Genomic DNA, 16,212 nt, shown 5'->3' with positions numbered 1-16,212 from the left:
CCTCTTCTTAACCAATCCCTTTAAACCGCTTAAATTTGAATCAAATTTTTTCAAAAAAGAATGACTACAATCACTTTTTTGTTGGTTGTTTTTATCAATTTAGATGTTCTCTATTTTATTCCTTCTTATAAATAAATAACTTAATCCACATAGCACCCCACCGATTGCACCAATCAAATGTGCTTCAGTAAGCACCGGACTCCCAATCAACTGGGCCGTTCCAGTTTGTCCAAAAGTATTTTCCCAAATCAGTTTCGCTGCAATCAAGGCCAAGACCAGAATAGCGAACTTACGTTCTTTCTTATATTGCAAATATACCAGCCCAACAGCTGTGTACAGGCCATGCAGCACGCCGGAAAGCCCGGCATAGGCATCGATATAAGGTAGATAGAAATAGAAAACCAAACTAATAAATGGAGGCAGGAGCAACATTAATGCCCATAAATGCCAGTTGCGGACATGTGGAAAAATAAAAGGTAAACATGCAAATGCCAGCATATTTAACAGAAAATGTATCCAGCCAACATGTACCCAGTGCGCGGTCCATAACCGCCAGAACTCGGTAAGTAAACTGGGTCTCCAGTAAATGAAATGATCAGCAAAAACTTGCAGACATGCCGATATCGAAACACATATCGCGATCAAAATGACTTTTTCTATCCATATTTGATCTTTCATTAATTGATCACCTCTTGAAAAACAGACCTTTTACCCAGTGTAAGTACTTCTGAGATAAAAGGCCGTTTAATTCAGGTTACTTAGCTGGCGTTTCTTGCGCTGGAGCAGCCTCATCCTGTGCCGGTGCAGACGCACCTTCGCCTCCACCATCAAAGAGTGAGTCCAGCTCGGCTGAACTTTCCTGTTTATCATCCCAGAATGTGGTCATGCCTTCATCGCCTGCTCTGACACCGGTATTTTCAGTCCAGTAACGGTCTGCAATGCCACGAACCATCAAACCGGCCATTTTATCGATCAGTCTAAATTGAGGGTTTGCAGGCTTCTCATCCCCTGTTGCTGCGGCATAGGAACGGAGTGCATCTCTTAATTTTGCATCATCACCACTGGCCTGTGCTGCAACAGCATATAAAGCATGGGATAAGCGGACACCTTTCTTCTCACCAATCGCCATTGATTGTTTCATGGTGGCATACGGTTCAGGTTTACCGTCACCCGCACCTGGCAATAAAGTCCAGATCACGGCGCGAGTCGCCATTGGCGCACCCCAGAATTTTTCATTGTCCAGACAGGTCATGCCACGCTCAACAATCCCGGCGATATCCTTAGGTACATTAATTGCACCACCCGAATTAATGTCATTGGTCATGGCTTGCAAGCCACTGACCATACCCAGCAAATACACGGTCTGATCCAGATCATTGCGCATGGTTGGGCATGAATCGCCTAATTTATATTTGTATTTTGATTCCCAACGGTTTGCAAAAAGTTGATAACCCGCATATTGGCGCTCCGCTGCAATCCCGGCCCAACGTTTCTGCTCGATACGCGCGTCTTGCGCTTCCGAAACCTGACCTGCTTTAGATGCACGTAAATAACGTAATTCCGCTTCCAGCGCCTGATTCTCAGCACAAATCCCTGCTGCGGTATACAGCAGCACAGCCATACGTGTTGGATCGGCACCCATATCTTTGGTCGACATCACGGCAGGCGTTAATGCATTTCCTGAATTACACACCATTTCAGCATCATCCATCGCCAAAATCGGTGGAACAATATGCTTTTCACCAAAACCTAAGGCGACATTCGCTCCAGTTTTAACGACATATGAACATCCGGATAACATTGATGTTGTCAGCAAAGCAACCGCTACGCCTTGTCCCATTTTTTGGAGTTTAGACATACTTCCTGTCCCTCTAATAATTTGTTTTTTCCTTTTAGCTGTACATTATCAGATGCAATACTTGAGTTAAAGAGTAATTGCTCTAATTTTACGAGGACATTTTGACATACTTCACACATGAATAAATTGACAGATCTGCGGAAATACACAAATTTCAGGCAAAAAAAAGTAGCATTGCGACGGTTCAGCACATGCTACTTATTAACTGGTAAAATCGTGAAACTCTTAATCTTTTAGTTTTGTTGAAAATAATCCTTGAGTAATGTCCCGGCTCTTCCTACTACAATCGCCATAACGATCGCAATTACCAGAAACATCCACATTGAAATCTCCATAGAGACCTCCTACACTTTTCGTATCTACTTTTGATAGATACTAGATTGGCGTTCACCATCGACATTCACGGGAGCGTGATATATTGATGATACTTTCAATCTCTTTCTCTTGGTCGCAGCAACAGGTTGATGCGATTCAAGATATTCCCTGAGTAAAGTTCCTGCTCTTCCTACTACAATCGCAAAGACAATTGCGATCACCAGAAACGACCATGTTGGAATTTCCATTTTGGACCTCCACCATACTTTACGTTGGTGTTTGTACTTTAACGAAAATAAATCGGCCTTGACTGCCAGATTGTCTGACAATCATAATTTTCACTATTCTTTAGAGTATTTAACCTAACAATTTAAATAAAAATCGCGCTTTAAAAAAATATCTTATTGAAATTTATGAAATAATAAGTTTTGTATAGATGTAGAATTGTCAAACAATTATGCAAGTTTTGCCTGTAATTTTAAGTTTTTCCACTGTAAAAATGATAACTGATCCCACCAAATGATGAAGTTTTTGTGTTTTGGATCAGAAAAAGAAAGCACAATATACGCCTGATGATCAATTATTCTTGTGATGGATCGGGTCTGGATCGGAAGAGATGAATCGTAAAACTCAAATGACCATTCCTGCTGATCCAGATGCTCAAAACGCTTTAATCGCGGTTGTTTTAGAAATAGAAACCAGCTCAATGCCAATATGAAGCAACTGCCTAACCATACCGCCAATGAAAGCAAAGAATAAGTGAGTGTCACAATCAACAGCAATATAAACAGTTGCAATGCAATCGAAAAACGACTGTATTGCAACTCAAAAACACGATTAGCCGTGTACATAATGTTTTAGTTTGAGAATAAATGCTTTCAGTTCAGTCCTTGGCGGCTCCCCAACTTCCATGAACCAGTCCAGTAAATCTGGATCTTCCTGATCAACCAGCTCTGCAAACAAGGCCTTTTCAGCAGGATCGGCTGTGAGATAGTAGCTTTTAACATATGGGTCAAAATATACATCGATTTCTTTTAAACCACGACGTGCACGATACACAACCTTACGTTCTTCCAGTGTCATTTCATCAGACATTATCTGTTCCACTATGCAACAATTTTCCCCCATAGTGTACCCGATCCCTGTTTAACTTCGCAGCGTTTTTTCTCAAGTGACCAAATACATCAACCAAATTGAGCATTGATCACATTGTTCACTATTTTCCATTTCTTGTATGGTGAGGAGGATGATTTACATTCAACAAACCAGGGAAAATATAAAAAATGCAATCAGGTGCAATTCGTCCAGTTCCAAACATGCTCGCGCGTAAACTCTTTACTTCTGATCATGAAGCATTTCGTGAAACTGTACGTAAATTCTATGAAAAAGAAGTTGTTCCAAATATTGAAAAATATGAAAAACAACAACATGTTGATCGCGACTTATGGAATAAGGCAGGCGAACTGGGCTTGCTGTGTACCACCATGCCAGAGCAGTATGGCGGCTCAGGTGTTGATCGCCTCTATAGTATGATTCTGATTGAAGAACAAGCCTATGCCATGGATTCGAGCACCGGTTTTTCATTACATTCAGATATCGTCGCCAACTATATCAACAACTTTGGTAATGAAGCACAAAAGCAGCACTGGCTGCCAAAAATGGCAACGGGTGAAGCGGTCACTGCGATTGCCATGACTGAACCTGGGACAGGTTCAGACCTGCAGGCTGTTCGTACTACCGCGGTACTGGATGGTGATGACTATGTGATTAATGGCTCAAAAATCTTTATTACCAATGGCTATCTATGCGATATGGCCATCGTGGTGTGTAAGACGGGCAATAGTGAAAAAGGTTCTGCCAATCTGTCGTTAATTATTGTGGAAGCAGATCGTGCGGGTTTCAGTAAAGGCAAACCACTCAATAAAATCGGGATGAAAGGACAGGATACCTGTGAGCTGTTCTTTGACAATGTCCGCGTTCCGAAAGAAAACCTGCTCGGTATGGAAGGCATGGGTTTTATGATGCTGATGAAAGAATTGGCATGGGAACGCATGCTGGTTGCCATCATTTGTCAGGCGGGCGCTGAAGCCGCTTTTGCACATACGGTGCAATACACCAAAGATCGTAAAGCCTTCGGAAAAGCCATTAGTACCTTCCAGAACACCCGTTTTAAACTGGCTGAATTACGGACTGAAATTGATTTCTGCCGTACTTACCTCGATCGCTGCATGGAATTGCAACTTGAAGAAAGCTTAGGCGTTGATGCTGCTGCCGCTGCAAAATATAAAATTTCCGATATGTTCTCGAAAGTGGTCGATGAATGTTTACAGTTACATGGGGGTTATGGCTACATGCTGGAATATCCAATTGCACGTGCCTATATCGACAACCGTGCTAATCGTATTTATGCAGGCACCAATGAAATCATGAAAGAGTTGATTTCACGTACCCTCTAATAAATCTATAAAACCTAAGGGATCACGCTAGATGTATGATCCCTTTTTTATTTACTTAATTTCTGTTTTTTCATTGCCCGTCTGGACAGCTTACGGGTTCATCCGTTGCATTAACTGCTTCACCTTGGGATTTTCACTATATTGTTGCATGGTGGTATTCAGTGCATTGCGCGCATTTTGCGTGGTGAAATGTGCCACCTCACTGCCAACATCGCTGGCTTTCTTGGCCCAGGCCTTCCCTTCAGCAGATTGGTAGAAGTTCAAGGCAGCCTGTAATTCTTTTTCACTAAAACTCTCGACATAGCGCTGTACGATAAACTGCTTGCGTTGCTCACTATCCAGATTCTTAGTTAAATCGGTATAGAAGCTTTCTGGTAGATCCTTGGGTAAACGCATCCGGATTTGCTCTAGAATCATTTTATCGGTGTTTTGCAACCCCTGTTCCGTGCCATCGACCGATACCAGTTTCTGTGCAATCGCTGCCTTCTGTTTTGCATCATCTGCAAAAGCCAGACTGCTTGATAACATGATCCCCAAAATGATGAGTTTCTTCATCAAATTATCCCTATCTTAATTTTCTAATCTGCCCAATATACGTGATATTTTTAGAATTCAAAGCCTATTTCCAATAAAAAACCCCATGTATCGACATAGGGTTTTCAATGATCAGGTTACTAAATTACGAAACCAGTTTTGGTTTACGGTCAGCATGTTCATCACGTTTGTGAAACTGTAGAACGCCATCATTAAATTTAGCATCTTTCAATTCTTTACGGTCTGCCAGATAGTTATTGGTAATTTTCCAAGGCGCTTGCTTGCCTTGTTTCGGCATCACATCTGCGGCACGCGCAATATAGCCAGAAGACATTTTACCCATAATCGTGTCGTGTTCGAGTTGTGATGGGTCCGCATGCGCAATCACTTCATCAAAACCATTCTTGTCCATATGATTGAGTAAACGGCAAATATATTCAGCTGCAATATCGACTTTTAAGGTCCATGACGCGTTAATATAACCAATGATCATGGCCATATTCGGTACATCGCTGACCATCACCCCTTGATAGAGCATATGTTGCGAAGTATTCATCGGCTTACCGTCAATTGAACCTTTCACACCACCCAGAATCTGAATTTCCAGACCTGTTGCAGAAATAACGATATCCGCTTCAAGATGCTTACCAGATTTTAGCTGGATGCCATTGGCCGTGAACTTCTCAATTTGGTCTGTTTCTACGCTCGCCTGCCCCTGACGTAATGCTTTGAATAAATCGCCATCTGGTACCACACATAAACGTTGATCCCAAGGGTTATAGCTCGGGGTAAAGTGTTTCATGTCGACTTTACCTTTCAACTGCAATTCAATTCCTTTTAGCAATAAGCGACGCACTGTTTTTGGATATTTCTGCGCTAAAGCATAAATACCACGTTGCATGCCAATGTTACGTGCACGGGTAAATTTATAAGCCGTTTCTTCAGACATAAATTTACGGGTTTTTTCATAAATAAAGTCGATGGAAGGCACGGTTGCAATATAGGTTGGTGAACGCTGTAACATGGTCACATGACCTGCCCCACCTTTCACCATTGAAGGTACCAAGGTAATGGCGGTTGCACCGCTGCCAATGATTACGACTTTCTTACCCGTATAATCCAGATTCTCAGGCCAGTGTTGTGGATGAATGAACTGACCTTTAAAATCTTCCTGTTTCGGGAATTTCGGTGCATAGCCCTGATCATAATTATAATAACCGGTACAGCCCATCACAAAGTTTGCTGACCAAGTTTGCTTTTTCTTATTGCTATCTTCTACTTCAACAGACCATTTTTTCTTTGTTGAGTCATAATTTGCAGAAAGCACCCGATGACCAAAATGGATTTTCTCTTTCAACTGGTTTTCGCTAATGACATCACTCAAATAACTTTTGATTTCAGCACCACTCGCAAGTACTTTTTCTTTTGCCCATGGTTTGAAGTTAAAACCAAAGGTCGACATATCCGAATCAGAACGAATACCAGGATAACGGAATAAATCCCAAGTTCCACCAAAACTGTCACGACGTTCTAAGATTTCAAATTTACGTTGTGGACAGTTCTTAGAGAGATGTACAGCCAATCCGATTCCTGAGATCCCTGCACCAATAATTAATACATCAACTTGCTTTTCCATTTTTTTTATACCCTGTATAAACCATGTCTTTATTAAAGCACAAATTTGACAATACACAATGTCAAGTTTAGTCATTCATCGGTTTTTTCATATCACTTCGGGACATTTTGATAAAAACTTGCGCTAAAAAAAGCTGAGATTTTTGCTTGGATTTCTGAATTGAAAATCTTTAATTGAGTAAGAAGAAGGTATAACTCTTAAGGTTATTACAGCTGTACCCTAGCGCAGAAAAAGCTTCATCAAAAGCTCATCTGTATATTCATTATTATTTTTCAAGGCTTTTTTCTCCACTCCATACACCTCAAAGCCCATTTTTTGATATAGCTTGATGGCTGACTGATTATTTGCGGCAACGCTCAGCAAAACTTGTTCTACCTGTGCTTGACTATAGGCAATAACAGCATGAAGTAATGCGGTTGCTATGCCCTGGCTTTGAAATTCTGGTTCAATAAATACACTGGATAGAACAGCCTTATGAGCCAGCTTTATTCCACGCTCTTGTGTTAAGGTCGCCAAACCTATAATTTGATCTTGATGATAAACCCCAAAGATCACTGAACCGGACAAACAACTTTGAAAGAAGCTTGATGGCTTTATAACTTCTAACGCATAGGTTGAACCAAACATTGCCGGGGCTTTTGCTAAAGCTGAAAGTCGAATTGTTCTAAAATCATTCAGCTCATCTACACCTAAAATCTTAATCTCAATATCTAACATATGTATTTCAATTTTTTATAGTAGCTCAGCTTAATTTAGCACATTGGCCAAATACTCAAACAAATATGAATAAGCAGATTATTATTTAGATTTTTCTCTCAAAAAACTATTAAAAACAAACAATAAAAAAGGCCGGTTATTACACCGGCCTTTTTTTGGAACAACTGACTGTTCTACACGTAGAAGTATTATTTTACTTCACGGTCAACGAGTTCAACGTAAGCCATCGGTGCAGCATCACCTGCACGGAAGCCCGCTTTAAGAACACGAAGATAACCGCCGTTACGTTCTTTGTAACGAGGGCCAAGAACGGTAAATAATTTACCAACAGTTGCTGCAGAACGAGTACGAGCAAACGCTAAACGACGGTTTGCTACTGTATCGTTTTTTGCCAAAGTGATTAAAGGCTCAGCAACGCGGCGAAGTTCTTTCGCCTTAGGCAAAGTTGTTTTAATTAACTCGTGCTCAACTAAAGCATTTGTTAAGTTTTGGAACAACGCCTTACGGTGGCTGCTTGTACGGCCTAATTTCACACCACTATTACGATGACGCATGGTGATAGTCCTACTTAATTAACGGCTACGATAGGCAAAACGGTCATCCATACGGAGACTAGCTGGTGGCCAGTTCTCTAAACGCATGCCGAGTTGTAAACCTTTCGATGCCAAAACATCTTTGATCTCTGTTAACGATTTTTTACCTAGGTTAGGAGTTTTTAACAACTCAACTTCAGTACGTTGAACAAGATCACCAATGTAGTAAATATTTTCTGCCTTCAAACAGTTAGCAGAACGAACAGTTAGCTCGAGATCATCTACTGGACGAAGCAAAATTGGGTCAACTTCTTCGCGAGGTTCTTGAGCAACAGGAGTTTGATCTTTCTGAAGATCAACAAAAATTGCAATTTGTTGTTGCAAGATTGTTGCCGCTTTGCGGATTGCTTCTTCCGGATCAACAGTTCCGTTAGTCTCAAGATCGATCACTAACTTATCAAGATCGGTACGTTGTTCAACACGAGCATTTTCTACTGTGTAAGAAACACGCTTGATTGGGCTATAAGAAGCATCTAACTGTAAACGACCTACTGGACGTGTTTCACCTTCAGGGAAACGTGAGTCAGATGTTTCATAACCACGACCTTGAGCAACTTTCAGGCGCATTTTTAATGAACCAGAAGAACTCAAAGTACCGATTAAATGATCAGGGTTAACCACTTCAACATTATGAGGTAAACGAAGGTCAGCTGCAGTTACGTCACCTGCCCCTTGTTTCTCTAATGTTAAATATGCTTCATTTTGATCGAACAGCTTAATAGACAATCCTTTTAGGTTCAGCAAGAGCTCGACGATGTCCTGCTGCAAGCCTTCTAAAGTACTGTACTCGTGCTCGACACCTTCTATTTCTACTTCAACCACAGCAGCGCCAGGTAAAGAAGACAATAGAATGCGACGTAAAGCATTACCTAGAGTATGACCAAAGCCACGCTCCAAAGGTTCCAGAATCACTTTTGCCGAGGTCCCGCTCACCGCTTCGACCTTGATCGCTTGCGGAGTTAGAAACTCGTTTGCAGTACGCGTCATTTATTGCTACCTCAAGGATTATTTAGAATACAATTCTACAATCAAGCTTTCGTTGATTTCAGCAGGTAAATCAGAACGATCTGGCGCAGCTTTAAACGTACCTTCTAACTTAGAATGGTCAACTTCCATCCAAGCAGGGATACCACGTTGAGCAGCTAATTCAATTGCGTTTTTGATACGTAATTGTTGTTTAGCGCCTTCATGTACTGCAATTACATCACCAGCTTTAACTTGGATAGATGCAATGTTAACACGACGACCGTTCAAAGTGATGCTACGGTGAGATACTAACTGACGAGCTTCTGCACGTGTAGAACCAAAACCCATGCGATAAACAACGTTATCAAGACGGCTTTCAAGCAGTTTCAACAAGTTTTCACCTGTTGCGCCTTTAACACGAGCAGCTTCTTTATAGTAGTTACTAAATTGACGCTCTAACACACCGTACATACGACGTACTTTTTGTTTTTCACGTAATTGTAGTGAGTACTCAGATTGTTTGCTACCACGAGCTCCGCCATGTTGGCCAGGAGCTTTAGCATGTTTTTTAGTCTTAACGTCAAATGGTTTAACGCCAGATTTTAATTGCAGGTCTGTCCCTTCGCGGCGAGAGAGTTTGCATTTTGGACCAATATAACGAGCCATGAATGTTTCTCCTTACACGCGACGTTTTTTAGGTGGACGGCAACCGTTGTGCGGAATTGGAGTCACATCGGTAATGCTGTTAATTTTATAACCCACTGCACCTAATGCACGAACCGCAGACTCACGACCTGGACCAGGACCTTTTACAAGGACGTCCAAGTTTTTCAAACCGTAATCTAAAGCAGCTTTACCAGCAACTTCAGCAGCTACCTGAGCAGCGAACGGTGTTGATTTACGTGATCCACGGAAGCCTTGTCCACCTGAGGTAGCCCAAGCCAATGCATTACCTTGACGATCGGTAATCGTAACAATGGTGTTATTAAAAGAAGCGTGAATGTGTGCGACACCTTCAGAGACGGTACGAGTGACCTTCTTGCGTGCGCGAGTATCTTTAGCCATCTTTTAGCTTCCAGAAATCTTATTTCTTAATCGGTTTGCGCGGACCTTTACGGGTACGTGCGTTAGTTTTGGTGCGTTGTCCGCGAACAGGCAAGCTGCGACGATGACGAAGACCGCGGTAGCAGCCTAAATCCATTAAACGTTTAATGTTCATGGAAATTTCGCGACGTAAATCACCTTCGGTCGGAACCTTAGCAACTTCTGCACGAATCGCATCAAGCTGAGCATCATCTAATTCACGAATCTTTGTAGTTTCAGTGATACCTACAGTAGCCAAGATGTTCTTAGCAGTGTGGCGACCGATACCAAAAATATACGTGAGAGAGATAACAGCATGCTTGTTATCCGGAATGTTTACACCGGCAATACGAGCCATTCAATTTTCTCCAAAAAGGCAGTCAAGATAATCAACCGCCCCACAAAAATCTTGAGGGGCGGATAATAACCTAATTAGCCTACTGAAATCAACAGGTCTTAATTAAATTAACCTTGACGCTGCTTATGACGAGGTTCTGCGCTACAAATTACGCGAATAACCCCATTACGACGGATAACTTTACAGCTACCACAAATTTTCTTTACAGAAGCTTGTACTTTCATGATGAAACCTTCTAAGTGCGCTTATCCCTTAGGATGAGCAGTCGTTTTTCTCATTAACGTTTGATTATCATACTGATGCGAAGTAAGGTGCGCTTGGAGTTGCGCCATAAAGTCCATTACCACTACCACTACAATCAGCAACGATGTCCCACCCAGATGGAATGGAATACCGAACGAGCTTTGTAGCACCATAGGCATTAAACACACTACAGTGATGTAGATTGCACCGATGAAGGTCAAACGGTTAAGAATATGATCTAAATAACGAGCCGTTTGCTCACCTGGGCGGATACCAGGCACATATGCCCCGCTACGTTTTAAATTCTCTGAGACTTCTTTTGGACTAAATACTAGTGCCGTATAGAAATAACAGAAGAAAATGATCAACGCGCCGAAGAGCATTAAATACAACGGCTGTCCAGGCGATAACACCAATGCCAGATCTTGTAGGCTACGTTTGACAATCCCTGCATTTGGATCAGCACTTCCTAACCATTGTCCCAAGCTCGCTGGAAATAATAACAATGAGCTTGCAAAAATCGCTGGAATTACGCCTGCCATATTAATCTTTAATGGCAAATGTGTTTGCTGTGCAGTAAATACACGACGACCTTGTTGTTTTTGTGCGTAGTTCACTGGAATACGACGCTGTGCTTTTTCAATAAACACGATCGCAGCTAACACGGCTAATGAGAGTAAGCCGAATACCACCAAACCAATTAAACTACCCTGACCATTCTGAACAGACGTAAACGACTGAATCACAAGATTAGGCAAACCTGCCACAATACCTGCGAAAATGATCATCGAGATACCATTACCAACACCACGTTCGGTAATTTGCTCGCCCAACCACATCAAGAACATGGTTCCAGCAACTAACGAAGTTACTGCTGGAACATAGAATGCCAAGCCTGAAGTTAAGGTAATACCTTGACTAATCAAGCCTGCACACATCCCTACGCCTTGCACGAGTGCAAGAAATAAGGTGCCGTAACGTGTGTATTGATTGATCTTACGTTTGCCTTGCTCGCCTTCTTTTTTCAAAGCTTCTAGCGAAGGAACCACCGTAGACATTAACTGCACGATAATCGATGCAGAAATGTACGGCATGATACCCAACGCCAGAATCGACATGCGTTCCAATGCACCGCCAGAGAACATATTAAATAAACCTAAGAAGGTACCTTCATTAGCTTTAAAGAAATGTGCTAGCGCTACATTATCAATCCCCGGCAACGGAATATGCGCTCCTAGTCGAAAGACCAACAACGCGCCAATCAAGAACATTAATCGACGAATAATTTCACGGTATTTCACATGAAATGGTTGGCCTTTCATCATGTTGACATGACCTGAAGAACTAGGAGTCATAGACACTCGAGATTACTCCTCGACTTTACCGCCAGCAGCTTCAACAGCAGCTTTAGCGCCTTTAGTCAACACAACACCTTTAACAGTGAATGCGCGAGTGATTTCACCAGAAAGAACGATGCGAGCACGAATTTGGTCACGACGAACAACATTCGCAGCTTTCAAAGTTTCAAGGCTAACAACATCGCCTTCAACTTTGTTAAGCTCAGACAAACGTACTTCAGCAGTTTTCAAAGCGATTTGGCTAGTGAAACCGAATTTAGGCAAACGACGATATAACGCAGTTTGACCGCCTTCAAAGCCCGGACGAGTACCACCACTTTTACGTGAGTTTTGACCTTTGATACCACGACCACCAGTCTTACCTACGCCAGAACCGATACCACGGCCTAGACGACGGTTTTCACGTTTTGCACCTTCTGCAGGTGAAAGTTCATTTAAACGCAGAGTCATGGCTTATTCCTCTACACTAACCATATAGTAAACTTTGTTGATCATACCACGGTTAGAAGGCGTATCTTGCACTTCTACAGTATGACCAATACGACGCAGACCTAAACCTTGAAGGCAAAGTTTATGATTTTTTAAACGATGCGATGAAGATTTAGTCTGGGTAACTTTAATCGTTTTCATGATTGATTACCCTTGAATTTGTTCTACTGAAAGACCACGTTTCGCAGCGACTTTCTCAGGAGAAGTCATATCACGCAAACCTTTGAAAGTTGCGTTTACTACGTTAGCAGCATTTGTAGAACCATAACATTTAGCAAGTACGTTATGTACACCTGCAGCTTCAAGAACAGCACGCATAGCGCCACCAGCAATTACGCCAGTACCTTCTGAAGCAGGTTGCATGTATACACGGCTTGCGCCATGACGAGCATTCACAGGGTGTTGTAAAGTAGTACCCGCAAGGTCTACAGTGATCATGTTGCGACGAGCAGCTTCAAGTGCTTTAGAAATAGCAGCTGGAACTTCACGTGCTTTACCACGACCAAAACCTACACGACCGTTACCATCACCCACAACAGTTAATGCTGTGAAAGAGAAGATACGACCACCTTTAACAACCTTGGCTACACGATCAACGGCAACCAGCTTTTCAACGAGACCTTCGTTTTGTTCAACTTTCGCCATGATTAGAACTCCAAGCCGCCTTCACGAGCAGCATCAGCCAAGGCTTTGATACGACCATGATATTTAAAACCAGAACGGTCAAATGCAACTTTAGTAACACCAGCTGCTTTAGCACGTTCTGCGATCAAAGCACCAACTTTCGTAGCTGCATCTACGTTACCAGTAGTACCACTACGCAAAGATGCATCTAAAGTTGAAGCTTGCGCTAAAACTTTGCCACCATCTGCTGAAATAACTTGCGCATAGATGTGACGCGGAGTGCGGTTTACACACAAACGAGTCGCACCCAATGCACGAATGTGCAAGCGTGTGCTTTTCGCACGACGCAAACGGGTTTGTTTCTTTTCGTTCATAAGAACCTCGCGCCTTATTTCTTCTTAGCTTCTTTACGAAGAATAACTTCATCCGAATAACGAACACCTTTACCTTTATATGGTTCAGGAGCACGGTATGCACGGATTTCCGCTGCCACTTGACCTAACAACTGCTTGTTTGCTGATTTCAAGATGATTTCAGTCGCAGTTGGAGTTTCCGCTGTTACACCTTCAGGTAAAGCGTAGTCAATTGGGTGTGAGTAACCAAGGTTAAGGTTTACAGAAGTACCCTTAACCGCAGCTTTATAACCAACACCAACAAGCTGTAACTTACGTTCGAAGCCTTCGCTAACACCTTTTACAAGGTTGTTCAATACAGCGCGAGCAGTACCAGCTTGCATCCAAGCGTCTTTCGACTCTTTAGCTGGAGCAAGTTGAAGTTTACCTTCTTCCTGTTTTAGCTCGACCAGCGCATGCAGGTTGAAAGACAATGTACCTTTGCTGCCTTTCACTTCGACCTGCCGGCCGTTCTGAGTAACTGTTACACCATTAGGTACAGTTACTGGGGCTTTAGCCACACGAGACATGAGGAATCACCTATTAAGAAACAAAAGCAATAACTTCACCACCGATGCCCGCAGCACGTGCAGCGCGATCAGTCATGATGCCTTTGCTTGTAGAAACAATTGCAATACCCAAACCTTGCTTAACGCTAGGAATTTTATCTTTACCGCGGTATTGGCGAAGACCTGGACGGCTTACACGCTTAACGGTTTCGATAACAGGCTTGCCTTCGAAATATTTTAAAGTAATTGTCAGGGTAGCTTTTGACTCTTCTTGAGCAACTGCTACATCTGAAATATAACCTTCTTGTTGAAGTACGTTTGCAATTGCAACTTTCAACTTAGAAGAAGGCATAGAAACAGTTTGTTTCTTTGCCATTTGTGCGTTACGAACACGTGTTAACATGTCGGCAACGGTATCTTGCATACTCATTTAGTCGCTCCTTACCAGCTTGCCTTAACAACGCCTGGTACATCACCCTGCATTACTGTGTCACGTAATTTGTTACGGCTTAAACCGAACTTACGGAAGTAACCATGAGGACGACCAGTTAAACCACAGCGGTTACGAAGACGTACTGGAGATGCATTACGTGGCAATGCTTGTAACTTTAACATCGCTTCGAAACGTTCTTCGTCACTTGCGTTTACATTTGCAATAACAGCTTTTAATTCAGCACGTTTTGCAGCGTATTTAGCAACTGTCTTTTCGCGTTTCAATTCGCGATTAATCATACCTTTCTTAGCCATATCGACCTCTTATTTGAACGGGAAGCCGAATGCACGCATAAGCGCACGGCCTTCGTCATCGCTACGAGCAGTGGTCGTAATAGTGATATCTAAACCACGGATACGATCAATTTTGTCAAAATCGATTTCAGGGAAAACGATTTGCTCTTTTAAACCCATAGAGTAGTTACCACGACCATCGAATGATTTCGCAGAGAAACCACGGAAGTCACGGATACGAGGGATTGCGATCGAGATCAAACGATCCAAGAATTCGTACATTTGGTCGCCGCGTAAAGTAACTTTACAACCGATCGGCCAACCGTCACGGATTTTGAAACCAGCGATTGATTTACGAGCAAGAGTCACAACTGGTTTTTGACCAGCAATGAGTTGCATGTCAGCAACAGCGCCATCTAATAATTTCTTATCAGTTGCAGCTGCGCCTACACCCATGTTCAGGGTGATTTTTGTGATGCGTGGAATATCCATCACGTTCTTAACGCCAAGTTCTTCTTTTAACTTCGCTTTAAGTTCGTCATTGTAACGTGCTTTAAGTCTGGCCATTGCCTTTTCAACCTATTACTTCGCCGCCGCCACTGATTCACCATTTGATTTATAAACACGAGTTTTCGCGCCATCAATCACTTGGTAACCAACACGGTCAGCCTTTTGGGTTGTAGCATTAAAAATTGCCACGTTTGAGATATGAAGCGTAGCCTCTTGAGTAACGATACCGCCTTCAGCGCCAGTTACACGGTTTGGCTTTTGATGCTTCTTCACTAAGTTAAGACCTTCGACCTTAACTCGATCTTCAGAAACAGACAAAACAACACCTTGTTTGCCTTTTTCTTTACCTGCGATCACGATTACTTGATCGCCTTTTTTAATCTTAGCCATGATTGCCTCTTATAGAACTTCAGGAGCCAATGAAATGATTTTCATGAACTGTTCAGTACGAAGTTCACGAGTCACTGGTCCGAAGATACGAGTAGCAATCGGAGCTTTGTTGTTGTTCAAAATAACAGCTGCGTTATCGTCGAAACGAATCACTGAACCGTCTGGACGACGGATGCCGAACTTTGTACGAACAACTACAGCATTCATCACGTCACCTTTTTTAACACGTGCGCGTGGGATTGCTTCTTTTACAGTAACTTTAATAATGTCGCCAACTGAAGCATAACGACGGTGTGAACCACCAAGTACTTTAATACATTGTACGCGGCGTGCACCACTGTTGTCTGCTACGTCGAGCATACTTTCGGTTTGAATCATTGCCCTACTCCAAAACCGAGCATCACCGGTCACAATTTCGAAAGGCTCAAAGAGTACTCGAAATTGTCCGATGATGC

The 16,212-nt window shown here is 42.5% G+C and carries 26 protein-coding genes; 1 reads left to right on the top strand and 25 read right to left on the bottom strand.

Annotated elements, in window-relative coordinates; genetic code table 11:
- Positions 1-99 precede the first annotated feature (99 nt).
- From rrtA to ACNQO6_RS10880, 5 genes are all read right to left on the bottom strand, one after another.
- Positions 100-678 (bottom strand): rhombosortase, encoded by a 579-nt coding sequence (gene rrtA / locus ACNQO6_RS10900; protein WP_440208952.1) that lies wholly within the window; start codon positions 676-678, stop codon positions 100-102.
- Positions 679-754: 76 nt separating this feature from the next.
- Positions 755-1,858 carry a hypothetical protein gene (locus tag ACNQO6_RS10895; RefSeq protein ID WP_440208951.1) on the bottom strand — a complete coding sequence of 368 codons (1,104 nt, stop codon included), beginning with the start codon at positions 1,856-1,858 and terminating at the stop codon, positions 755-757.
- 359 nt (positions 1,859-2,217) lie between these two features.
- Positions 2,218-2,421 carry a hypothetical protein gene (locus tag ACNQO6_RS10890; protein ID WP_343580085.1) on the bottom strand — a complete coding sequence of 68 codons (204 nt, stop codon included), beginning with the start codon at positions 2,419-2,421 and terminating at the stop codon, positions 2,218-2,220.
- Positions 2,422-2,628: 207 nt separating this feature from the next.
- On the bottom strand, positions 2,629-3,024 hold the full coding sequence (locus ACNQO6_RS10885) for a hypothetical protein (RefSeq protein ID WP_343580084.1): 396 nt from the start codon (positions 3,022-3,024) through the stop codon (positions 2,629-2,631).
- Positions 3,011-3,268: an FAD assembly factor SdhE gene (locus ACNQO6_RS10880; RefSeq protein WP_343580083.1), complete on the bottom strand. Its 258-nt coding sequence runs from the start codon at positions 3,266-3,268 to the stop codon at positions 3,011-3,013. The genes ACNQO6_RS10885 and ACNQO6_RS10880 overlap by 14 nt, the downstream gene beginning before the upstream one ends.
- 188 nt (positions 3,269-3,456) lie before the next feature.
- On the opposite strand from ACNQO6_RS10880, the gene ACNQO6_RS10875 reads away from it, so the two are divergent.
- The gene (locus ACNQO6_RS10875; protein WP_005227399.1) at positions 3,457-4,629 is read left to right on the top strand and encodes an acyl-CoA dehydrogenase family protein; all 1,173 of its coding nucleotides are present in this window, start codon (positions 3,457-3,459) and stop codon (positions 4,627-4,629) included.
- Between the two features lie 90 nt (positions 4,630-4,719).
- Here ACNQO6_RS10875 and ACNQO6_RS10870 read toward each other — a convergent pair whose 3' ends face one another.
- From ACNQO6_RS10870 to rplN, 20 genes are all read right to left on the bottom strand, one after another.
- Positions 4,720-5,184, bottom strand: a complete 465-nt coding sequence (locus ACNQO6_RS10870; protein WP_440208950.1) for a DUF2059 domain-containing protein — start codon at positions 5,182-5,184, stop codon at positions 4,720-4,722.
- Between the two features lie 124 nt (positions 5,185-5,308).
- Entirely contained in the window at positions 5,309-6,799 is a 1,491-nt protein-coding gene (locus ACNQO6_RS10865; RefSeq protein WP_343580081.1) for a flavin-containing monooxygenase, read from the bottom strand.
- Between the two features lie 219 nt (positions 6,800-7,018).
- Positions 7,019-7,516, bottom strand: coding sequence for an N-acetyltransferase family protein (locus ACNQO6_RS10860; protein ID WP_440208949.1), 498 nt, complete (start codon positions 7,514-7,516; stop codon positions 7,019-7,021).
- Between the two features lie 188 nt (positions 7,517-7,704).
- Positions 7,705-8,070 (bottom strand): 50S ribosomal protein L17, encoded by a 366-nt coding sequence (rplQ, locus tag ACNQO6_RS10855; protein WP_004641032.1) that lies wholly within the window; start codon positions 8,068-8,070, stop codon positions 7,705-7,707.
- Between the two features lie 18 nt (positions 8,071-8,088).
- On the bottom strand, positions 8,089-9,096 hold the full coding sequence (locus tag ACNQO6_RS10850) for a DNA-directed RNA polymerase subunit alpha (protein ID WP_004660372.1): 1,008 nt from the start codon (positions 9,094-9,096) through the stop codon (positions 8,089-8,091).
- An 18-nt stretch (positions 9,097-9,114) separates the two neighbouring features.
- Entirely contained in the window at positions 9,115-9,741 is a 627-nt protein-coding gene (rpsD, locus tag ACNQO6_RS10845; protein WP_005238565.1) for a 30S ribosomal protein S4, read from the bottom strand.
- Between the two features lie 12 nt (positions 9,742-9,753).
- Positions 9,754-10,140: a 30S ribosomal protein S11 gene (rpsK, locus tag ACNQO6_RS10840; RefSeq protein WP_004281491.1), complete on the bottom strand. Its 387-nt coding sequence runs from the start codon at positions 10,138-10,140 to the stop codon at positions 9,754-9,756.
- A 19-nt stretch (positions 10,141-10,159) separates the two neighbouring features.
- Positions 10,160-10,516 carry a 30S ribosomal protein S13 gene (gene rpsM, locus ACNQO6_RS10835; protein ID WP_000090816.1) on the bottom strand — a complete coding sequence of 119 codons (357 nt, stop codon included), beginning with the start codon at positions 10,514-10,516 and terminating at the stop codon, positions 10,160-10,162.
- A 107-nt stretch (positions 10,517-10,623) separates the two neighbouring features.
- Positions 10,624-10,740, bottom strand: coding sequence for a 50S ribosomal protein L36 (rpmJ, locus tag ACNQO6_RS10830; RefSeq protein ID WP_000867907.1), 117 nt, complete (start codon positions 10,738-10,740; stop codon positions 10,624-10,626).
- Between the two features lie 21 nt (positions 10,741-10,761).
- Positions 10,762-12,081: a preprotein translocase subunit SecY gene (gene secY, locus ACNQO6_RS10825; RefSeq protein WP_171067087.1), complete on the bottom strand. Its 1,320-nt coding sequence runs from the start codon at positions 12,079-12,081 to the stop codon at positions 10,762-10,764.
- A 45-nt stretch (positions 12,082-12,126) separates the two neighbouring features.
- Complete coding sequence (gene rplO, locus ACNQO6_RS10820; protein ID WP_005227407.1) at positions 12,127-12,567, bottom strand: 50S ribosomal protein L15; 441 nt, start codon at positions 12,565-12,567, stop codon at positions 12,127-12,129.
- Between the two features lie 3 nt (positions 12,568-12,570).
- Positions 12,571-12,747, bottom strand: coding sequence for a 50S ribosomal protein L30 (rpmD, locus tag ACNQO6_RS10815; protein ID WP_000849088.1), 177 nt, complete (start codon positions 12,745-12,747; stop codon positions 12,571-12,573).
- A 6-nt stretch (positions 12,748-12,753) separates the two neighbouring features.
- Entirely contained in the window at positions 12,754-13,251 is a 498-nt protein-coding gene (gene rpsE / locus ACNQO6_RS10810) for a 30S ribosomal protein S5 (RefSeq protein ID WP_004657688.1), read from the bottom strand.
- 2 nt (positions 13,252-13,253) lie between these two features.
- The gene (gene rplR, locus ACNQO6_RS10805; protein ID WP_004775881.1) at positions 13,254-13,604 is read right to left on the bottom strand and encodes a 50S ribosomal protein L18; all 351 of its coding nucleotides are present in this window, start codon (positions 13,602-13,604) and stop codon (positions 13,254-13,256) included.
- Between the two features lie 14 nt (positions 13,605-13,618).
- Positions 13,619-14,152, bottom strand: a complete 534-nt coding sequence (gene rplF, locus ACNQO6_RS10800; protein WP_004657685.1) for a 50S ribosomal protein L6 — start codon at positions 14,150-14,152, stop codon at positions 13,619-13,621.
- A gap of 13 nt (positions 14,153-14,165) precedes the next feature.
- Positions 14,166-14,561, bottom strand: coding sequence for a 30S ribosomal protein S8 (gene rpsH, locus ACNQO6_RS10795; RefSeq protein ID WP_343580079.1), 396 nt, complete (start codon positions 14,559-14,561; stop codon positions 14,166-14,168).
- An 11-nt stretch (positions 14,562-14,572) separates the two neighbouring features.
- A complete protein-coding gene (gene rpsN / locus ACNQO6_RS10790; RefSeq protein ID WP_004877616.1) occupies positions 14,573-14,878 on the bottom strand; it encodes a 30S ribosomal protein S14 in 306 nt (101 codons plus the stop codon).
- Positions 14,879-14,887: 9 nt separating this feature from the next.
- Positions 14,888-15,424 (bottom strand): 50S ribosomal protein L5, encoded by a 537-nt coding sequence (rplE, locus tag ACNQO6_RS10785; protein WP_004877617.1) that lies wholly within the window; start codon positions 15,422-15,424, stop codon positions 14,888-14,890.
- Between the two features lie 15 nt (positions 15,425-15,439).
- Positions 15,440-15,757: a 50S ribosomal protein L24 gene (gene rplX / locus ACNQO6_RS10780; RefSeq protein ID WP_416689365.1), complete on the bottom strand. Its 318-nt coding sequence runs from the start codon at positions 15,755-15,757 to the stop codon at positions 15,440-15,442.
- A gap of 9 nt (positions 15,758-15,766) precedes the next feature.
- Positions 15,767-16,135, bottom strand: coding sequence for a 50S ribosomal protein L14 (gene rplN, locus ACNQO6_RS10775; RefSeq protein ID WP_004657680.1), 369 nt, complete (start codon positions 16,133-16,135; stop codon positions 15,767-15,769).
- Between the last annotated feature and the right edge of the window lie 77 nt (positions 16,136-16,212).

It is taken from the genome of Acinetobacter calcoaceticus (assembly GCF_051947995.1).
Lineage (GTDB): Bacteria > Pseudomonadota > Gammaproteobacteria > Pseudomonadales > Moraxellaceae > Acinetobacter.
The sequence above is the reverse complement of the archived record's forward strand: the minus strand, read 5'-3'. Positions and strand labels throughout refer to the sequence as shown.